The sequence below is a fragment of the Bacillus sp. 3a genome (assembly GCF_017161885.1).
GTDB classification, from domain to species: domain Bacteria; phylum Bacillota; class Bacilli; order Bacillales; family Bacillaceae; genus Bacillus; species Bacillus safensis.
Genome location: NZ_CP067376.1, coordinates 2,512,294 through 2,532,017, shown reverse-complemented (window position 1 = coordinate 2,532,017; position 19,724 = coordinate 2,512,294). Strand labels below are relative to the sequence as shown.

The following is a 19,724-nucleotide window of genomic DNA, read 5'->3' as shown; positions in this document are numbered from 1 at the left end:
CAATGGATGATGAGGACGAACAGAAGAGAGTTAGGCATCTTTCGCCTGCTCTCTTCTGTTACGTCAGAATGAACTTGGAGTGAAAACAGTGAAAATAATTGTCCAAAAATTTGGCGGTACATCTGTCAAAGATGATCAAGGTAGAAAAAGGGCACTTGCACATATCTTATCTGCAAAAGAGAAAGGCTATAAGTCGGTTGTTGTCGTTTCTGCAATGGGACGAAAAGGTGATCCCTATGCGACAGATACGCTGCTTGGTCTGCTTTACGGCAGCGCGCAGAACATGACAAATCGAGAAAAAGACTTGCTTGTTTCCTGCGGAGAGAATATCTCAGCTGTTGTGTTTTCAAGTATGCTGAATGAAAATGGGCTAAAGGCTGTAGCGATGACTGGAGCTCAGGCGGGCTTTGTGACAGATAAGGAGCATACAAGTGCGAAAATTATTGACATGAAGTGCGAACGTCTGGAGGCAGCACTCTCTGAACATGATGTTGTCGTTGTCGCTGGGTTCCAGGGAGCTGCGAAAAATGGAGACGTGACAACAATCGGACGAGGTGGCAGTGATACGTCCGCTGCTGCTTTAGGCGCTGCATTGCAGGCGGACTTTATTGATATTTTTACAGATGTAGAAGGCGTTATGACAGCAGATCCCCGCATTGTTGAAAATGCAAAACCGCTAAGAGTCGTGACATATACAGAAATTTGCAACCTTGCATATCAAGGGGCAAAAGTCATTCACCCGCGAGCTGTCGAAATTGCGATGCAGGCAAAAGTACCAATGAGGGTCCGTTCAACATACTCTGATGATGAGGGCACACTCGTTACATCACACTACTCCGATAAAATGAGCCATGATGTGTATGACCGCCTCATTACGGGTATTGCACATGTCAATGATGTGACACAAATCAAAGTCCCTGCAAAAGAAGGTCAGTACAGCGTACAAACAGAGGTCTTCAAAGCAATGGCAAACGCACAAATCAGTGTCGACTTCTTCAACATCACACCGAGTGAAATTGTGTATACAGTGACAGGTGCAATGACTGAAAAGGCAACGTCGATCCTAAAAGATCTTGGCTATACACCAATTGTGACAACAAATTGTGCGAAAGTATCAGCTGTTGGCGCAGGCATTATGGGTGTACCAGGTGTCACATCTAAAATTGTAACAGCTCTATCCGAGCAAAACATTCCGATTTTACAATCGGCTGACAGTCATACGACCATTTGGGTGTTAGTGAACGAAGAAAACATGAGAGCGGCTGTCAATGCCCTGCATGAAGTGTTTGAACTTTCAAGATAAATGTGATTGAATCATGATGAGGTGAAAAAAATGAATTTCGGAAATATCGCAACAGCTATGATTACACCTTTTGATAAAAAGGGCAACATCGATTTCCAAAAGCTATCAATTCTCATTGATTACTTGTTAAAAAACGGCAGTGACTCCTTAGTCGTTGCAGGGACAACAGGCGAATCGCCAACTTTATCGAATGAAGAAAAAGTCGCTCTTTTTCAGCAATCGGTCAAATTAGCAAATGGTCGTTGTAAAATCATTGCAGGAACAGGCAGTAATAATACAAATGCGTCTATCAAACTAACGAAAAAAGCAGAAGAAGCGGGCGTTGATGCAGTGATGCTTGTCGTACCTTATTACAACAAGCCATCACAGGAAGGCATGTATGCACACTTTAAAGCCATTGCCGAGTCTACATCTCTTCCTGTCATGCTTTACAATGTACCAGGAAGAACGGCAGCTTCATTAGCACCAGAAACAACGATTAAGCTTGCGCAAATACCTAACATTGTTGCCATTAAAGAAGCAAGCGGCGATCTTGATGCTATGACAAAAATCATTGCAGAGACGCCAGAAGATTTCGACGTATATTCAGGGGACGACAGCTTAACACTTCCGGCTGTATCTGTTGGTGCAAAAGGAGTTGTCTCTGTTGCGTCTCATATCGTAGGACTGGATATGCAGCAAATGCTGAAAAGCTATGCTTCAGGCCAAACAGCGAATGCAGCATTGATCCACCAAAAGCTGCTTCCAATCATGAAACAGCTTTTCTCAGCACCAAATCCAACGCCTGTCAAAACAGCCCTTCAGCTGAAAGGACTAGACGTCGGATCTGTTCGTCTTCCGCTTTTGCCTTTGTCAGAAGAAGAGAGACTGGATTTAAGCAGCGTTTTAAACAGCTGATCAAAACAAAAGATTTCGTAAGCGGTCATTCTCAGATGTCCCTGAGTATGACCGTTTTTTATACATAAACACTTTCTTAAAATGTGACTTCATCTTGTTTTCTAAAATTAGATTCAGTTATAATAGCATTAAGCGATGATGGACGGGCTTGAGACTAGGAGGATAAGAATTTTGAAAAAGAAAAATACAGAGAACGTAAGAATTATTGCACTCGGAGGCGTTGGAGAAATCGGAAAAAACCTATATGTCATTGAGATTGATTCGGACATATATGTAGTAGATGCAGGTTTAATGCATCCAGAAAATGAAATGCTGGGCATTGACGTCGTCATTCCTGATATCTCTTATTTAACAGAGCGTGCTGATCGGGTGAAAGCAATTTTTCTTACCCACGGACATGATGAAGCAATCGGAGGCGTATTCCATTGCTTGAGCAAATTGTCTGTACCAGTCTACGGAACGAAGCTGACCCTTGCGTTACTTCGAGAAAAATTAAAGCAGTATGGCTTCAATCAAAAAGCTGATTTGCGTGAGGTACATGCAAAATCAGTTATTACTTTTGAAACAACAAAAGTATCGTTCTTTAGAACGAATCACAGCATTCCTGATTCAGTTGGGATCAGCTTCAAAACCTCTCTTGGTTCAATCGTATGCACAGGTGATTTTAAATTTGATCAAACCCCAGCGCTTAACCAAGCCTGTGACATCGGAGAGATTGCGAAAATTGGAAACAACGGCGTTTTAGCACTACTTTCAGACAGTGCAAATGCTGAAAAACCAGGCTATACACCTTCTGAGGCGCTCGTCCAAGACGAAATCTCAAATGCGATGTACAATGCTGAAAATCGTGTGATTGTTGCTGTGTCTTCATCTAATATTAACCGCGTGCAGCAAATCATTAATGCAACAAATCAAAATGGCCGTAAGCTTGCCGTTGCAGGGAAAAATATGATGACAACCCTTCAGCTGGCGATCAAGCTTGGTTATGTTACAGCAGACGAAGAATTATTTGTACCCGTTCAAGAAGTGAAGAAAATGGCGAAAAACGACGTGGTTATCCTGACCGCTGGAAGCCACGGAGAGCCGCTTGCTGCTTTAACAAAAATGGCGAAGCAAAATCACAAACAGCTTCATATTGAAAAAGATGATACAGTTGTGATTGCATCTACACCTCTTCCTGGACAAGAACTCACATACTCTAAAACAGTGGATTTCCTTACAAGAAGCGGAGCACAAGTCATTTTTGCGCAAAAACGTGTACATGTATCTGGACATGGCTGCCAAGAAGAGTTAAAGCTAATGCTGAACTTACTAAAACCGAAGTATTTAATTCCGGTGAATGGCGAATATCGTATGCAAAAAGCACATTCTCGTATTGCTGAAGAAGTAGGCATGAAACGCAGTGACATTTTCTTGATTGATAAAGGAGATGTTGTTGAGTTTAGAGGACAGAATGTCAAAATCGGTGAAAAAGTTCACCAAGGAAACATTTTGATCGATGGTCTTGGCGTTGGTGATATCGGAAACATCGTGTTACGCGATAGACGTCTATTGTCTCAAGACGGCATCTTGATTGTTGTCATTACGCTCGATAAACAAAAGAAACAATTAATTTCTGGACCTGAAATCATCACAAGAGGATTTGTCTATGTAAGAGAATCCGAAGAGCTGATTGTGAAAGCAACAGAAATGGTCAAAGGGATTGTCAAAGAGCAAACGGAAAACTCAATTGTTGAATGGTCAACATTGAAACAATCCATGCGCGATGTGCTAAATCAATTCCTTTATGAAAAAACAAAACGTAAGCCGATGATCATTCCAATTATTATGGAAGTGTGATGAGAAAAGCCCAAGGAGCATAAGCTCTTTGGGCTTTTTTGATGTGGCATGAGGAATGCGGATGGAATATGCCCTATTTGTTCATAATAGGAGAAGAGTTTGAGGAAAGGATGGAGACAAATGGACGAAAAGAATGAACAGCAGCCTGAGCGAAAGCAAGAAGAAAAAGACAGCATTATGAGCAAAATACAGCAGCTTGGTGAAACAGCCGTTCCGCAGCTGCCGCAAGATACAAATATCCATTGCCTCACCATTATTGGACAAATTGAAGGCCATATGCAGCTTCCACCGCAAAATAAAACAACCAAATACGAACATGTCATTCCACAAATCGTAGCCGTTGAACAAAACCCTAAAATAGAAGGTCTTCTGATCATCTTAAATACAGTAGGGGGAGATGTTGAAGCGGGACTTGCGATTGCAGAAATGCTTGCTTCTTTATCAAAGCCAACTGTCTCGATTGTGCTTGGCGGCGGCCACTCGATAGGGGTCCCGATTGCTGTATCGTGTGACTATTCGTATATTGCAGAAACAGCTACGATGACCATTCATCCTGTGCGTTTAACAGGTCTTGTGATTGGTGTTCCGCAAACCTTTGAATACTTAGATAAAATGCAGGAAAGAGTCATTAACTTTGTCACAAGCCACTCCAACATTACAGAAGAGAAGTTTAAAGAGCTCATGTTCTCAAAAGGCAATTTGACGAGAGACATCGGAACAAATGTCGTTGGTCATGAGGCAGCAGAATACGGACTCATGAATGAAGTGGGCGGTGTAGGACAAGCGATTAAAAAGTTGAACGAACTTATCGGAGACAGGGCATCTCAAAACGAGGGGCTGATCCAATGATTTTATATACGCCTATGCCATATGAAGCCATTTACGCTGAGGAACAGGGAGAACGCAAACTCCAACAGGTAAACATTCAAGGTGTGCCAGTGATGGTTGAAATGAAAGAAGATGAAGCAGAAATCGTTCAAGTCATGAGCACCAATCCAATGGATTTTCTCAATCAAGAGCTTGCACCAGGCAAGCGATTGAAGTTACATTTAGGCACCAATCAAACCGACTCATATGAATGATTCTATGCTATAATAAAGGGAAAACTTACAACAAGATGCAGCCAAAACCAGGCTGCTTTCTTTCTGATCTTTCGGTAGGTTATATTTTCTTTCGTAGTAAGGTGATGAGTATGGCTAAAAAGAGAAAACGGAAAACGAGAAAAAAACAAAATAAACAGCTAAAACTGAAATATGAATTAAATGGGTTAGTCTGTATTGCCATAGCGATCATTGCCATTTTACAGCTGGGCGTTGTTGGACAAACCTTTGTACATCTATTCCGATTCTTTGCAGGTGAATGGTTCATTCTCTGCCTTATCGGATTATTTCTTTTTGGTGTGACGATTTTCTGGAAAAAACAAATCCCAGATATTTTAACAAGAAGAAAAGCAGGTCTCTACTGCATCATTGCGAGCATCTTGCTTTTGTCACATGTGAAGCTTTTTCAGCATCTTTCATCTGCTGGTGTCATTGGCTCTCAAAGTGTGATTAGAAATACATTTGAGCTTTTCTTGATGGATATGAAAGGTGAAACAGGATCGCCTGATTTAGGGGGCGGCATGATCGGAGCCGTCTTGTTCGCTGCTTCTTATTTCTTATTTGCGCAAGCAGGCTCGCAAATCATGGCGATTGTTCTGATGCTGATTGGAATTGTCCTGATGACAAACCGATCCCTTCAGGAAATGGTGAAAAAAGTGACGATTCCTGTATCACAATTTATGGTGAAGCAGTGGAAAGCGTTTGTTGAAGATATGAAAGGAATCAGGCAGGCGAAAAAGAGCGCGTCCTCTCAGAAAACAGGTGAAAAGAAAAAACGTTCACGCATTCAAGAAGAAGAAGAGGATGATCTGATCTTGATCGAAGAGGAAACGCCGTCTTCTGATAATAGCCAGCCGATTATTTCAAGCTTTGCAGATAGAGATGACATTCTCACACCGCCGGTTCAAAAAAAGCAGGCGGAAAAAGAGACAGCGCCTCTTCAGGACTCTGTGCAAAGTGCACCAGTTCAATCAGATACAGCCGATGAACCAAAAGAGGCGCCTCCGATGACATTTACAGAACTTGAAAACAAAGATTATGAATTGCCGTCACTTGATATTTTGGCAGAGCCTCAGCATTCAGGTCAGCAAACAGATAAGAAAAATATTTATGAAAATGCCAGAAAACTTGAAAAAACATTCCAAAGCTTTGGTGTGAAAGCAAAAGTCACACAGGTTCATTTAGGTCCAGCTGTGACCAAATATGAAGTATATCCAGATGTCGGCGTGAAGGTCAGTAAGATCGTCAATCTAAGTGATGATTTAGCCCTTGCACTTGCAGCAAAGGACATTCGTATTGAGGCGCCGATTCCTGGTAAATCAGCCATCGGCATCGAAGTTCCGAATGCAGAAATTGCTATGGTTTCATTAAAAGAGGTATTAGAATCGAAGCAAAATGACCGTCCAAATGCTAAGCTCCTCATTGGACTCGGCCGTAATATCTCGGGTGAAGCTGTGCTTGCTGAAATGAACAAAATGCCGCATTTGCTTGTAGCAGGTTCGACTGGAAGCGGAAAAAGTGTGTGTATCAATGGTATTATCACAAGCATTCTCATGAGAGCGAAGCCTCACGAAGTGAAAATGATGATGATTGATCCGAAAATGGTTGAATTAAATGTGTATAACGGCATTCCGCATCTTTTGGCTCCTGTCGTAACAGACCCTAAGAAAGCATCGCAGGCCCTTAAAAAAGTAGTCAGCGAAATGGAACGCCGCTATGAATTGTTTTCGCATACGGGGACAAGAAATATTGAAGGATACAATGATTACATTAAACGGATGAATCAAACAGAAGATGCTAAACAGCCAGAGCTTCCTTATATTGTTGTCATTGTAGACGAGCTTGCAGATTTAATGATGGTCGCTTCCTCTGATGTGGAAGATTCCATTACACGACTTTCTCAAATGGCTCGTGCTGCGGGAATTCATTTGATTATCGCCACACAAAGACCTTCTGTCGATGTCATTACAGGTGTCATTAAAGCCAACATCCCATCCCGCATTGCCTTTAGCGTATCCTCTCAAACAGATTCAAGGACGATCCTTGATATGGGAGGCGCAGAAAAGCTGCTGGGCAGAGGGGACATGCTGTTTTTACCTGTTGGTGCAAACAAGCCGGTTCGTGTGCAAGGCGCCTTTTTATCAGATGAAGAAGTGGAACATGTTGTGGATCACGTGATCACACAGCAAAAAGCACAATACCAAGAGGAAATGATTCCGAGCGAAGAAACGCAGGATCAGCTTGCGGCTGTGGAAGATGATCTATATGATGAAGCAGTAGAATTGATCATCGGTATGCAGACGGCTTCTGTTTCTATGCTGCAAAGAAGATTTCGCATCGGTTATACCCGGGCGGCACGTCTCATTGACGCAATGGAAGAGCGGGGCGTGGTAGGCCCATATGAAGGAAGTAAACCGAGAGAAGTTCTTCTCTCAAAAGAACAATATGACGAGCTCTCTTCATAAATTGAAGAGAGCTTTCCTGAAAAACAGTGAACAATAGTATGATTATGTTAACTGGATGTCAGACTATTTATTTATTTGCAAAAACATGATATAGTTATGTTCAACTTATCTCGGAATAGAGATTTCTCATCTTATCATTTGCATTGATTAGACGGAGGGAAAACATGTCGACCAAAACAGACAATCGCCATTTATATTTGAAAGTGATTGACCGTATTAAAGAAGATATTCAAACAGGTGTATATGCTGAAAAAGAAAAACTGCCTTCTGAGTTTGAGCTCTCAAAACTTTTAGGTGTGAGCAGAGCGACACTGCGTGAGGCCCTTCGTATATTAGAAGAAGAGAAGTATTTAATTAGAAGGCATGGGGTAGGGACTTTCGTCAATTCAAGACCGCTTTTTTCGACAGGCATAGAACAGCTGACAAGTGTTACGAAAATGATTGAGCAGGTCAATATGACGCCTGGCACCATCTTTTTATCCTCGCAAGAAGGGGAGCCAACAGAGAATGATGTCATTCGTTTTCAGTGTGATAAATCTGATGGGATTTTTTCAATGGAACGCGTTCGAACGGCAGATGGGCAGCCAGTTGTTTATTGTTTAGATAAAATTCCGGTCAAACATCTTCCCGCTTCTTTTACACATGAAGAAGAGTCTCTTTTTGAGCTGTTTGGAAGAGAACCGCACAGCGGGATTAAATATGCAGTTGCTGATATTGAACCAATTGGCTACCACGATCAGGTCTCACCGATTCTAGATTGTGACCCTGAAACGGCGTTATTATTACTGAAACAAATGCACTATGATCAGGATGATCAGCCGGTCTTATACTCCCTCAATTATTTTCGAGCGGATAAATTCAGCTTTCATGTCATACGCAAACGATTTTAATAAGCAGTCGCTTCCATAGGCGGCTGCTTTTTGTTCGCCCATACATAATACTCGTCAAACTTGCCACACTAATACGTAACAGTATATAGAATTGGGTGAATGATGTTGGGCGAGAAAACAGTCAGTAAAAAGAATATCATTGCATTATCATCAGTGCCTCTAATCATGACACTAGGGAACTCGATGTTAATACCAGTATTGCCAGAGATAGAAAAGAAACTCTCGATTACTTCCTTTCAAGTCTCTCTCATTATTACGGTATATTCGGTTGTAGCCATCTTATGTATTCCAATCGCCGGTTACTTATCAGACCGGATTGGGCGGAAAAAGGTACTGCTGCCGTGTCTTTTAATCGCTGGACTTGGAGGAGCTGTGGCAGCAGTCGCCTCAACGATCATGAAAGAACCTTATATGTGGATTCTATTTGGCAGGGTCCTTCAAGGGATTGGTTCAGCTGGAGCCGCACCTGTCGTTATGCCGTTTATTGGAGATTTGTTTCATGATGATGAAGAGGTCAGTGCCGGACTTGGCGCCATTGAAACCTCTAATACAGCAGGTAAGGTACTAAGCCCTATTATTGGGGCACTTCTTGCTTCATGGTTTTGGTTTGTGCCGTTTTGGTTCATTCCGTTCTTTTCGATCATCAGCTTTCTCATGGTACTGTTCATGGTAGAGTCGGCGAAAAAAGAGGAGGACCCGCCTACATTTAAAGAATTTTTAAAATCAACAAAGACCATTTTTAAGCATGAGGGACGCTGGCTTTATGCCATTTTTGCTATTGGCGGTTTTATTATGTTTCTTCTTTTTGGTGTGCTTTTTTACTTATCCGATAACCTCGAGGCAGCTTATCAAATAAAAGGCGTTAAAAAAGGACTCCTGCTGAGTATTCCGCTCCTTTTTCTATCAATCAGTTCCTACATTGCTGGAAAAACGATTGGAAAAGAAAAAGGAAAAATGAGAATCTTTTTAATCGTAGGGATGGCTTTGTTATCACTTTCTTATATTTTTTTATGGTGGAATCACAGCTTTTTCGTATTGTTTATCTGTTTAAGCATTGGCGGAGTGGGCATCGGTATTGTGCTGCCTGCACTTGATGCGCTGATTACAGAAGGAATTGAAAAAGAGCAGTGCGGTACCATTACGTCATTTTATAGCAGTATGCGTTTTATCGGTGTTGCTTTAGGACCTCCGATTTTTGCCTATCTAATGGATAAAGGGGACTCCATTGTTTTTATTCTCTCGACCATTTGCAGTCTCATTTCACTATTTTTGGTCCTCTTTTTCATCCAGCCAGATGAAGAGGATGAGAGTGAACGATTGAAAACGGTTTAAATATAGAAAAAAGATGGTATTTTGCCATCTTTTTTCTTTTTTATAAATTGACATGTAAAATTTTGATAGTTAAACTAATGTATAGTAATATCTTTTAAATTATCCCAAATTGGAGGTGTTCAAAAACATTCATTTTCTGTCTTTCTTTAGGCAGAAATTGAGCTCGCGTGCTGATGATGGAGATATGCTTCTTCAACACGAAAGGACAATTGAATAGGTCATCCTGCCATTTGAAGGAGACGCAGTCAGCACTTCAGACACGCTCAAATACAGCAAATTGATTGAAGAAGTAGAAGGAGCTTGAAGCAGCTATGTTGCAAATAATTAAAGCAAGATGGATTGTATTAGTGGTGTGGATGATAACAGCTGTGATTCTGTTTATTACTGCGCCCGATTTAGAGGAATTAACAAGAGAAAAAGGGCAATTAAAGGTTCCGGAGGGGACACCAACAGCTGAGGCACTTCACCTATTGGATAAGCTGTCAGATAAGAACGGGAAAAAAGATACAGGTGTGCTTGTATTCTCCGAACAACATCTGTTCCCTGCGAAAGAGCAGGAATTAAAAAAGGCTTTAGCTGCACTCATGTCAAATGCCCCAGAACTCCACATTGACGGAATTACTTCGTATTTTCATGTAGATCCGGACATTCAAAAACAACTTTTATCAAAGGATAAAAGTACACTTCTTGTTCCATTCAAATTCGACCACTACGAAACAAAAGCTGTGAAGATTAAAGAACAAATTGAGGAAGTTTTAAAGCCCTATCATGTCTCATATGAAATAACGGGTCAAAAGTTTGTGGATTCAGATGTCATTCAAAGCTCTCAACAAGGTCTGAAGAAAACTGAACTTATCACGATGATTTTTATTTTCTTTATTTTAATTATTGTTTTCAGATCGATATTGGCACCTGTTGTTCCGCTCATTACGATAGGCATTTCTTACGCTGTCAGCCGGTGTATTGTGGCTTTTCTCGTAGAATATACACAATTTCCTCTATCTAATTTTACTCAGATTTTTATGGTAGCCATTATGTTCGGTATCGGAACGGATTATTGCATCCTGCTGTTAAGCCGTTTTAAAGAGGAGATCGGGCAAGGCCGTGATGTCAAAGAGTCGATTATCGTCACATATCAATGTGCAGGGAAAACGGTATTTTTCAGCGGCTTAGCCGTGTTAGTCGGCTTCTCAAGTATTGGATTTGCTAAATTCCAATTGTATCAATCAGCCGTTAGTGTTGCCGTTGGAGTAGGCATTCTGCTGATTGCCCTTGTCACCATCGTTCCCTTTTTTATGTCTGTTTTCGGAAAATCTCTATTCTGGCCATCTAAAAGAGAAAACATTCGGCATCCGCAAAGTAAAATGTGGGAATGGGCTGGGCGTTTTTCATTTAAAAGGCCGCTGATCAGCTTAGGGTTAGTCGCTCTTATTACGGTGCCTCCTATTCTGATGTACGACGGCACCCTATCTTATAACAGTTTAAATGAAATTGGGAATAAGTATGAGTCGGTGTCAGCATTTAATACGATATCAGAGCAATTTGGCTTTGGTGAAGCGCTGCCGCTGAATGTGCTTGTCGAAAATGATCATAAGCTGGATAATCAGGAAAACATTGTCATGATTGAAAAACTGACTCGTAAATTAAATGACATTGACGAAGTCAAAACAGTCCGCAGTGTCACGCGGCCTGTTGGGGACGGGCTGAGCCAGCTTTATGTCACATCTCAAGCGAAAGAGCTTGGAGGAGAACTCGGCAAAGGCCATGAAGGAATCGGGAAAATTTCAGATGGCTTGACCGAAACAAATCTCGCTCTTCTCAAACAAAAACCAAAAATTGAAGAATCCGCTCAAGGCATTGACCAGCTGATTGATGGAACAAAAGCAATCAAAAGCGGTATCGGAGAAGTCAGGGAATCCTTAATCTCTTTAGAAGATGGAGTGAGACGCAGTAAGGAAGGCGTCGGCACCATTCGAAGTAAAATCAAAAAAGCGAAAAAAGAATTAGAGCAAGAATATCGCAGCAGCGAAACGATGCTTCAAGAGCTAGAGCGAGTGGTGAATACACTTGAACGCCATGCGAAATCGAATCAGCAGCTGATGACAACCATTAAGAAAGTAAGGGCATCCTATGAAAATCTTTCATTTGAAGCACTAGAAAATCGTCTTCCAGAAGTAAAAGACATGGATGAATATAAAGAAATCAAGAAGGTATTCAAAGAAACAAAAGGAATGCTTGATCAAGCAGGGGATCAAATGAGTGTATATGAAGAGGAAGCCGCTCACTTTAAGCAAAAGATCAAGCAGGCAGATCAAGTGATTCAAACCTTATCAAGCAAGCAAAAAGAAGTAAGACGCCAAGTGCAAGCGCTCATGGATGGGCTTGATCAAATTTATGACGGCCTTGACCAAACAAATGAGGGCCAAAAACAATTGATTAAAGAAATGCCTAAAATCGAAGATGGTGCAGATCAGCTGACAGACGGCCAAAAAGCCATCAAAAAAGGATTTAGCCAGCTTTCATCAAAACTTACATTGTTAACAGATGGATTAGGTGAAAGTATTGAAGGGCTTGAGCAGGTCAAAAGCGGCTTCACCGAGGCTGACGGCTACTTAAAGCAGCTTCAGCAAGCGCCAGATGAAGAAATAACGGGCTGGTTTATTCCAGAAGAAGTGCTGAAACGCCAAGAATTTAAGCAAATCTTTCATACGTATATGTCTCCAGATCGTAAATTAACGACTTTTGAAGTCATCTTAAATGTGAATCCATACAGCAATGAAGCGATGAAAGGTGTCGCGAAAATTGAGGAAACCCTTGATCAATATTTACCTGTAAGTGGACTCAAAAATGCCAAATACGGTGTATCTGGTATCTCAAGCTTAAATGTGGACTTAAAAGAAACGTCTGACGGTGACTTTATTCGAACTGTTATCTTCATGTTAATTGGTATTTTTATTATTTTAATTATTTTATTACGGTCAATCGTCATGCCGATATACTTAACACTTTCACTGATTTTAACGTACTTTACATCAATCGGGTTAACAGAATGGATCTTTAAAACATTTTTTGGCTACGATGGTGTCAGCTGGGCTGTCCCATTTTTCAGCTTTGTCATTCTTGTGACGCTCGGGATCGATTATTCCATCTTCCTCATGGATCGTTTTAATGAATGGAAGGGAGAGCATGTACAAGCATCGATGATATCAGCGATGAGAAATATGGGTTCTGTTATTATTTCTGCAGTGGCCATTTTAGCAGGTACGTTCGCTGCTATGCTGCCATCAGGAGTATTATCGCTTGTTGAAATTGCAACAGTCGTACTCATTGGACTTTTATTATATGCTTTTGTTGTATTGCCCCTCTTTATTCCGGTCATGGTTCGTATTTTTGGTAAATGGAATTGGTGGCCGTTTAGAATGAAATAACGACTGGCGTCTCTGCTATGAGCAGAGGCGTTTTTATTTCCTATCCTTTCCTCTGATTGATATAATGTCTATTAAATGGCTGTTTCACGTATATATCAGCTATGTTCTAATACATAATAAATAGGATGAACAAAGGAGGTTTCTCATGACGTACTTACAAGAGAAGACACTGGACACACCGGGTCTTCATACTCATATTGTCAAAACAGAAAAATTTAAAACCGTGACAATCCTTTTTAAAATGCTTGCACCGCTATCCAAAGATGACGTCACCATGCGTTCTCTTTTCCCGCATGTGCTGTTAAGAGGAACAGAAAAGATGCCGAAAACAGGCGCACTGCGTGCCTATTTTGATGAGCTCTATGGAGCAACCGTTTCCGCCGACATGGCGAAAAAAGGTGAGAATCACATCATTACCTTTCGCCTAGAAATGGCGAATGAAAAATATTTAAAGGATCAAACCCCTTTACTAGAAAAAGGGATTGCCTTACTATCTGACCTATTATTCCACCCGTATGTTGAAGAAGGAGTGTTTAGTCAATTATATGTAGACCAAGAAAAACGCACATTAAAACAGCGAATTCAGGCAGTTTATGATGACAAAATGCGTTATTCGAACTTAAGACTCGTGCAGGAAATGTGTAAAGGTGAACCATATGCGCTGCACGTCAATGGCGAAATGGAAGACATCGACGCAATCACACCTCACTCGCTCTTTGAAGCTTATGAGCATGCGCTTCAATCAAACCAGCTTGATCTTTATGTTGTCGGAGATGTTGACGAACAAGACATCAGCCGCATGGTCTCCCAATACTTTAAAACAAGTGAAAGAGAACCAGTCAAACAGCAGGCTGAATCAGCAAGACCTCAAAATGAACCAAAAGAAGTCATTGATGAAGAGGACGTGAAACAAGGCAAGCTGAATATTGGCTTTCGTACACATACAACGATTGCAGATAAAGATTATCCGGCGCTGCATTTGTTTAATGGCATATTCGGCGGTTTCTCGCATTCTAAGCTATTCATTAATGTTCGTGAAAAGGCAAGTCTAGCTTACTACGCTGTGTCTAGACTTGAAAGCTTTAAAGGCTTGATGATGGTCATGTCAGGGATTGAAGTCGGCAACTACCAGCAGGCAGTGGACATCATCAAAGAACAATTTGAAGCGATGCAAAAAGGTGATTTTTCAGATGAAGCGATTGATCAAACAAAAGCAGTCGTCAAAAACCAGCTGCTTGAAACGATCGATACATCATATGGGACAGCAGAATATTTGTATCAGCATGCCGTTGTGCCAACTGGGGAAACCCTTGATTCCTTTTTGGAAGCATTAGACCGAGTGACAAAAGAGGACATCATCAAAGTGGGTCAGAAAATCGAGTGGGATACGACCTATTTTCTTAAAGGAACGGAGGGTGCTTCATGACAGTGAAAACAATTCAATTCGATCAGCTGCAAGAAACGGTCTATCACGAAAAAATGGAAAGCGGACTTGACGTCTATGTGCTGCCAAAGCAAGGGTTTAACAAAACCTATGCGACCTTTACAACAAAATATGGCTCAGTTGATAATGAATTTGTGCCGCTTGGCAAAGAAGACATGATTCGAGTGCCTGACGGAATTGCCCATTTCTTAGAGCATAAGCTGTTTGAAAAAGAAGATGGAGACGTGTTTCATACATTTAGTAAACAAGGAGCATCCGCAAACGCTTTTACAACGTTTACGAGAACGGCTTATTTATTCTCTAGCACCTCAAATGTCGAACAAAATCTTGAGACACTTATTGATTTTGTTCAGGAGCCTTATTTTACTGAAAAAACAGTCGAAAAAGAAAAGGGTATTATTGGCCAAGAGATTAACATGTATGATGACAATCCAGACTGGCGTTTATTCTTTGGTCTGATTGAAAATTTATATCAAGAGCATCCTGTGAGAATAGATATTGCTGGAACAGTAGAGAGCATTGCCCCTATTACAAAAGATCATTTGTATGAATGTTATGAAACGTTCTATCACCCGAGCAATATGCTTCTATTCGTCGTCGGGCCTGTTGATCCGAAGCAAATTTTAGATCAAGTCAGAGCGAATCAGGCGAAAAAGCCATTTACAGATCAGCCGGAGATCAAACGAAAAGACATCAATGAGCCAGAAGGTGTGTACCGGAAAGAATACGAACTTCCAATGAACGTACAAGGCTCTAAATGTATGTTCGGTTTGAAAACAAAGAATCCGCATAAAAAAGGAAATCAGCTGCTAAAGCATGAGCTTGGGATGAACCTCATTTTAGAGACGCTGTTTGGCAAAAGCTCCTTACAATATGAACAGATGTATGAAAAAGGCTTAATTGATGAAACATTCAGCTACGATTATACAGAAGAGGGCGGCTTTGGCTTTACTTCAGTTGGCGGGGATACAAATGATCCTGATCAACTCGCAAAGGTATTAAAAGAAACCCTTCTTCAAGCAAAAAGCCTCATGACAGAAGAGAAAATTGAACTCGCGCGCAAGAAAAAAATCGGCAGCTTTTTAAAAGCCATGAATTCTCCAGAATATATTGCGAACCAATTTACTCGATATGCATTCTTAGACATGAGCTTATTTGATGTCGTCTCAATGCTGGAACAAATTCAATTAGCTGATATTCAGCAAATTTTAGACGAAGAAATTGATGAAGAACGGATGTCTGTTTTCAAAGTCGTCCCAAAAACAAAATAAATGTAAAAAGACAAACTCATATCGGCAGAGTTTGTCTTTTTTATGTTCATTGAAAAAGCCGTTTTATTTGGGAGGATATTCATTGACAATTGTTTTGGACATTAGTTAAACTCTTTAATAGTTAAACACTTAAACTAAAAAGGAGCAGCGTATGGAACAAAATAAAATTGCCCAGCTTATCCAGAGGTATGCAGATGTCTATCTCTGGATGGAGAAAAAAGTCTCGAGTATGATCACCGAAAAGCTTGATAAAGAGCTGACGCTTGATCAATATTACTCGCTTCGATACATCAATTTACATCCAGGATGTACATCTACGGACCTTGCTTATGTATGTAATGTAAACAAAAGTGCTGTAACATCCATGACTAATCGTCTTTTTACGAAAAACTATATTTTTCGTGAACATGATCAAGCTGACAGAAGAAATGTTCACCTGTACGTCACGCCAGAGGGCAAAGATGTGGTCAGCCGAATGGAAAAGCAGCTTCAAGATCTGGTTCGATCTTATTTTGAAAAGCTTGAAGAAAAAGAAATGGAATCATTTATTCAAACATATGAAAAGATCTATCAAGTGATCATCGAAGAGGAGGCACAAAGTACTAATGAGAGCAATCATAAAGGGTAGATGGCTGATCACGATCCTGTGGATCGTATTAGCGGCAGTGTTACTCATCACCGCTCCTAATATGGCGCAATTAACAAAAGAAAAGGGGCAAATTTCTGTACCAGACGGCTACCCGTCCTCATATGCCAATCAGTTATTAAAGAAAATGTCTGAAAACGGCGATACAGAAAAATCAATCGTCATTGTCTTTCAAGAAAAGAACATTGTGAAAGAAAGAGAAACATCTTTAAAAAAGGCAATGGATATTTTAGAAAAGGATCAAGATCTCCACATAGAGGACATCACTTCTTACTTTGAAGCCAATAAAGATATCAAAAAACAAATGCTCTCTAAAGATCAAACGACACTCCTTGTTCCAGTTACATATGACTCAAACAAAATCAAAGCGTCCGATTTTAAAGAAAGAGTCAATGAAAAGCTGAAAAGCTTAAACCTGAAATTTGAAATGACAGGGCAGCCGTTAATTGATGATGATGTTATCACAAGTTCGCAGGAAGGCCTGAAGAAAACAGAATTCATTACGATTGGGTTTATTCTCGTTGTCCTTATTCTTGTTTTTAGGTCAGCTGTGGCGCCTTTCGTTCCGTTAGTCGCAGTGGCACTGTCTTACTTGGTGAGTCAATCAATCGTGGCTTATTTAGTAAAATATGTAGACTTTCCGCTCTCGACCTTTACTCAGATCTTTATGGTCGCGATCATGTTTGGAATTGGAACAGATTACTGTATACTGCTTCTCAGCCGCTTTAAGGAAGAGATCGCACATGGTAAAGATAAAATTGAGGCGATTCTGATTACGTATAAAACAGCAGGAAAGACCGTCTTATTCAGCGGAATTGCAGTGCTGATCGGTTTTACATGTATTGGTCTGGCACAATTCCAGCTTTATAAATCAGCTGTTGCAGTAGCAGTTGGGGTTGCTGTGCTCATTGTGGCTCTTCTCACGATTGTGCCGTTCTTTATGGCAGTTTTAGGAAAGGTGTTATTTTGGCCGATTAAAGGCGATATTGCCCATCCGCAGTCAAAAATGTGGGAAACAGCAGGTCGTTTTTCATTTAAGAAACCGCTTTTCAGCTTATTAATTGTAGGAATCATTACGCTTCCGCCAATTCTCATGTATAAAGGAACTCTATCTTATAACAGCTTAGATGAAATTGGTAATAAATACGAATCGGTTAACGCATTCAATACCATTTCTGATAAGTTTGGACCGGGTGAAGCACTTCCGGCAACAGTGGTCGTGAAATCATCTGACCTTTTAGACAACAATGAAGGGCTGATTGCCGTCGAAAAACTCAGCCGTGCAATTGAACAAACAGATGGGGTCAGTAAAGTGAGAAGTGCCACCCGTCCTGTCGGTAAAGGGCTGAGTGATCTGTACGTGAAATCACAAGCCAAAGAACTGAACACAGGACTTGATAAAAGCAATGAAGGCTTGAAAAACATCCAAGATGCACTGACAACAATGAGTCAATCCATTGAGGATCAAACACCGCAAATCAAATCATCAGGAAAAGGCATTAACAAATTGATTTCTGGTACAGAATCTGTGCAAACAGGGATTCAAAATGTTGAAAAATCCTTAAGAAAATTGCAAAACGGCATCGACCAAAATAAAAAAGGTGTAGCAGCCATTAAAAATGAAATCAAAGGTGCAAAAAAGGAATTAATGGCTCAAGTCGCACAAGTGAATCAGCAAGTTTCACTATATAAAAGTATTTCCAAAGAATTAAAGGCAGCATTAGCGCAAGTGGATACGTCATCCTCTGCCGCAGCAGATGTAAAAGCGTTAATCAAACAAGCAAATACACAATTTAGTACCCTTGAAAAGCAAATCCCGCAAGTAAAAGAAAATCAATCGTATCAAGCGATTAAAGGTTCGTACAATGAACTTTCTGCGACCTTGCAAGAAGGGGCGAAACAGGCAGACAGCTATGCCAAACAAGCGAAAGAAGCTAGAAAGCAGCTTGAAGCAGCTGATGCCTTTATCGCAAAAGCTTCTGAGCAGCAAAAAGTCTTGACAAATCAAATCGATGAACTCATTGCTGGCTTAGATGCAGTTGAAAATGGACTGGATCAAACGTCTAAAGGTCAAGGACAATTAGCCGAAAATATGCCAAAGCTTGCAAATGGAGCGGGGGACATCATTAATGGCCAAAAGCAAATGAAAGAAAAGATTGGCGGCTTTGGGGATAACCTGACCAAGCTGACAGACGGCCTGAACAAAAGTGTAAATGGACTGGAGAAAATTTCGAGCGGCTTAATGGGTGCAGGTGACTACTTAGACGAACTGAAAAATGCACCAGATCAAGACATGGCCGGCTGGTTTATTCCAAAAGACGTCTTGAAAAATAAAGCATTCAAGCAAGTATTTGATTCATACATGTCAGATGATCGCAAGATGACAAAGATTGATGTCATTTTAGAGAAAAATCCATATGGAAATGACGCCTTGTCGACGATTAAACAAGTGGAAGCTTCTGTCGAGCGGGCACTTCCTGAAACAAACCTAAAAGATGCATCATTTGGCGTCTCAGGTGTATCAAGTATGAACGCTGATCTAAAACAACTGTCAGACCAAGATTTCAATAAGACAGTGCTTTACATGATGATTGGTATTTTCCTTATTTTGGTGATCTTGTTCCGTTCGCTTGTCATGCCGCTTTACTTGGTAGGTTCACTCATATTGACTTACTTTACAGCAATCGGTGTAACAGAATTTATTTTCACCCATTTCTTCGGATATCCTGGCATTAACTGGGCTGTACCATTCTTTGGATTTGTGATTTTAATGGCGCTCGGAGTCGATTATTCGATTTTCTTAATGGAGCGGTTCAATGAATACAAAACAAAAGACATCCAGTTTGCCATGACTGAATCAATGAAAAATATGGGGTCTGTCATTATGTCTGCTGCTGTTATTTTGGCAGGAACATTTGCCGCCATGCTTCCATCAGGTGTGCTGTCTCTCCTGCAGATTGCAACACTTGTCCTCACAGGACTTTTACTGTACGCACTCGTTGTGCTACCATTGTTCGTACCTGTAATGGTGAAATTGTTCGGATCAGCCAACTGGTTCCCATTTAAACGAAAAGAATAGGTATTCTATATAGAAAGAAGGAATCAATGT

The 19,724-nt window shown here is 40.8% G+C and carries 13 protein-coding genes; all 13 read left to right on the top strand.

Features of this window, described 5'->3' with window-relative positions:
* Positions 1-88: 88 nt before the first annotated feature.
* The 13 genes from dapG to JJ692_RS12780 all read left to right on the top strand — a co-directional run bounded on the left by dapG (position 89) and on the right by JJ692_RS12780 (position 19,694).
* Positions 89-1,303, top strand: coding sequence for an aspartate kinase (dapG, locus tag JJ692_RS12840; protein ID WP_024424126.1), 1,215 nt, complete (start codon positions 89-91; stop codon positions 1,301-1,303).
* 30 nt (positions 1,304-1,333) lie between these two features.
* A complete protein-coding gene (gene dapA / locus JJ692_RS12835; RefSeq protein ID WP_024427012.1) occupies positions 1,334-2,200 on the top strand; it encodes a 4-hydroxy-tetrahydrodipicolinate synthase in 867 nt (288 codons plus the stop codon).
* Between the two features lie 171 nt (positions 2,201-2,371).
* Positions 2,372-4,039, top strand: coding sequence for a ribonuclease J2 (gene rnjB / locus JJ692_RS12830; protein ID WP_012010007.1), 1,668 nt, complete (start codon positions 2,372-2,374; stop codon positions 4,037-4,039).
* A gap of 120 nt (positions 4,040-4,159) precedes the next feature.
* Positions 4,160-4,888 carry a ClpP family protease gene (locus JJ692_RS12825; protein ID WP_206533848.1) on the top strand — a complete coding sequence of 243 codons (729 nt, stop codon included), beginning with the start codon at positions 4,160-4,162 and terminating at the stop codon, positions 4,886-4,888.
* Positions 4,885-5,121: a YlzJ-like family protein gene (locus JJ692_RS12820; RefSeq protein WP_008344712.1), complete on the top strand. Its 237-nt coding sequence runs from the start codon at positions 4,885-4,887 to the stop codon at positions 5,119-5,121. Before JJ692_RS12825 ends, JJ692_RS12820 begins: the two co-directional genes overlap by 4 nt.
* Positions 5,122-5,231: 110 nt before the next feature.
* Complete coding sequence (locus JJ692_RS12815; protein WP_206533847.1) at positions 5,232-7,604, top strand: FtsK/SpoIIIE family DNA translocase; 2,373 nt, start codon at positions 5,232-5,234, stop codon at positions 7,602-7,604.
* A 164-nt stretch (positions 7,605-7,768) separates the two neighbouring features.
* Positions 7,769-8,494 (top strand): GntR family transcriptional regulator, encoded by a 726-nt coding sequence (locus JJ692_RS12810; RefSeq protein ID WP_024424122.1) that lies wholly within the window; start codon positions 7,769-7,771, stop codon positions 8,492-8,494.
* A 102-nt stretch (positions 8,495-8,596) separates the two neighbouring features.
* A complete protein-coding gene (gene bcbE / locus JJ692_RS12805) occupies positions 8,597-9,826 on the top strand; it encodes a bacillibactin exporter BcbE (RefSeq protein WP_241258068.1) in 1,230 nt (409 codons plus the stop codon).
* A 311-nt stretch (positions 9,827-10,137) separates the two neighbouring features.
* Positions 10,138-13,254, top strand: coding sequence for an MMPL family transporter (locus JJ692_RS12800; RefSeq protein ID WP_044330517.1), 3,117 nt, complete (start codon positions 10,138-10,140; stop codon positions 13,252-13,254).
* Between the two features lie 145 nt (positions 13,255-13,399).
* Positions 13,400-14,680, top strand: coding sequence for an EF-P 5-aminopentanol modification-associated protein YfmF (yfmF, locus tag JJ692_RS12795; protein ID WP_103132409.1), 1,281 nt, complete (start codon positions 13,400-13,402; stop codon positions 14,678-14,680).
* Positions 14,677-15,969, top strand: coding sequence for an EF-P 5-aminopentanol modification-associated protein YfmH (gene yfmH / locus JJ692_RS12790; RefSeq protein WP_151039477.1), 1,293 nt, complete (start codon positions 14,677-14,679; stop codon positions 15,967-15,969). The genes yfmF and yfmH overlap by 4 nt, the downstream gene beginning before the upstream one ends.
* Positions 15,970-16,120: 151 nt before the next feature.
* Entirely contained in the window at positions 16,121-16,597 is a 477-nt protein-coding gene (locus JJ692_RS12785; RefSeq protein WP_151039478.1) for a MarR family winged helix-turn-helix transcriptional regulator, read from the top strand.
* A complete protein-coding gene (locus tag JJ692_RS12780) occupies positions 16,575-19,694 on the top strand; it encodes an MMPL family transporter (protein WP_151039479.1) in 3,120 nt (1,039 codons plus the stop codon). The genes JJ692_RS12785 and JJ692_RS12780 overlap by 23 nt, the downstream gene beginning before the upstream one ends.
* Positions 19,695-19,724: the final 30 nt, after the last annotated feature.

What these genes read in the sequence shown, in the direction of transcription:
- dapA (WP_024427012.1), top strand. Translation starts at nt 1,334, where the DNA reads ATGAATTTCGGAAATATCGCAACAGCTATGATTACACCTTTTGATAAA.
- JJ692_RS12825 (WP_206533848.1), top strand. Translation starts at nt 4,160, where the DNA reads ATGGACGAAAAGAATGAACAGCAGCCTGAGCGAAAGCAAGAAGAAAAA.
- JJ692_RS12820 (WP_008344712.1), top strand. Translation starts at nt 4,885, where the DNA reads ATGATTTTATATACGCCTATGCCATATGAAGCCATTTACGCTGAGGAA.
- JJ692_RS12815 (WP_206533847.1), top strand. Translation starts at nt 5,232, where the DNA reads ATGGCTAAAAAGAGAAAACGGAAAACGAGAAAAAAACAAAATAAACAG.
- JJ692_RS12810 (WP_024424122.1), top strand. Translation starts at nt 7,769, where the DNA reads ATGTCGACCAAAACAGACAATCGCCATTTATATTTGAAAGTGATTGAC.
- bcbE (WP_241258068.1), top strand. Translation starts at nt 8,597, where the DNA reads ATGTTGGGCGAGAAAACAGTCAGTAAAAAGAATATCATTGCATTATCA.
- JJ692_RS12800 (WP_044330517.1), top strand. Translation starts at nt 10,138, where the DNA reads ATGTTGCAAATAATTAAAGCAAGATGGATTGTATTAGTGGTGTGGATG.
- yfmF (WP_103132409.1), top strand. Translation starts at nt 13,400, where the DNA reads ATGACGTACTTACAAGAGAAGACACTGGACACACCGGGTCTTCATACT.
- yfmH (WP_151039477.1), top strand. Translation starts at nt 14,677, where the DNA reads ATGACAGTGAAAACAATTCAATTCGATCAGCTGCAAGAAACGGTCTAT.
- JJ692_RS12785 (WP_151039478.1), top strand. Translation starts at nt 16,121, where the DNA reads ATGGAACAAAATAAAATTGCCCAGCTTATCCAGAGGTATGCAGATGTC.
- JJ692_RS12780 (WP_151039479.1), top strand. Translation starts at nt 16,575, where the DNA reads ATGAGAGCAATCATAAAGGGTAGATGGCTGATCACGATCCTGTGGATC.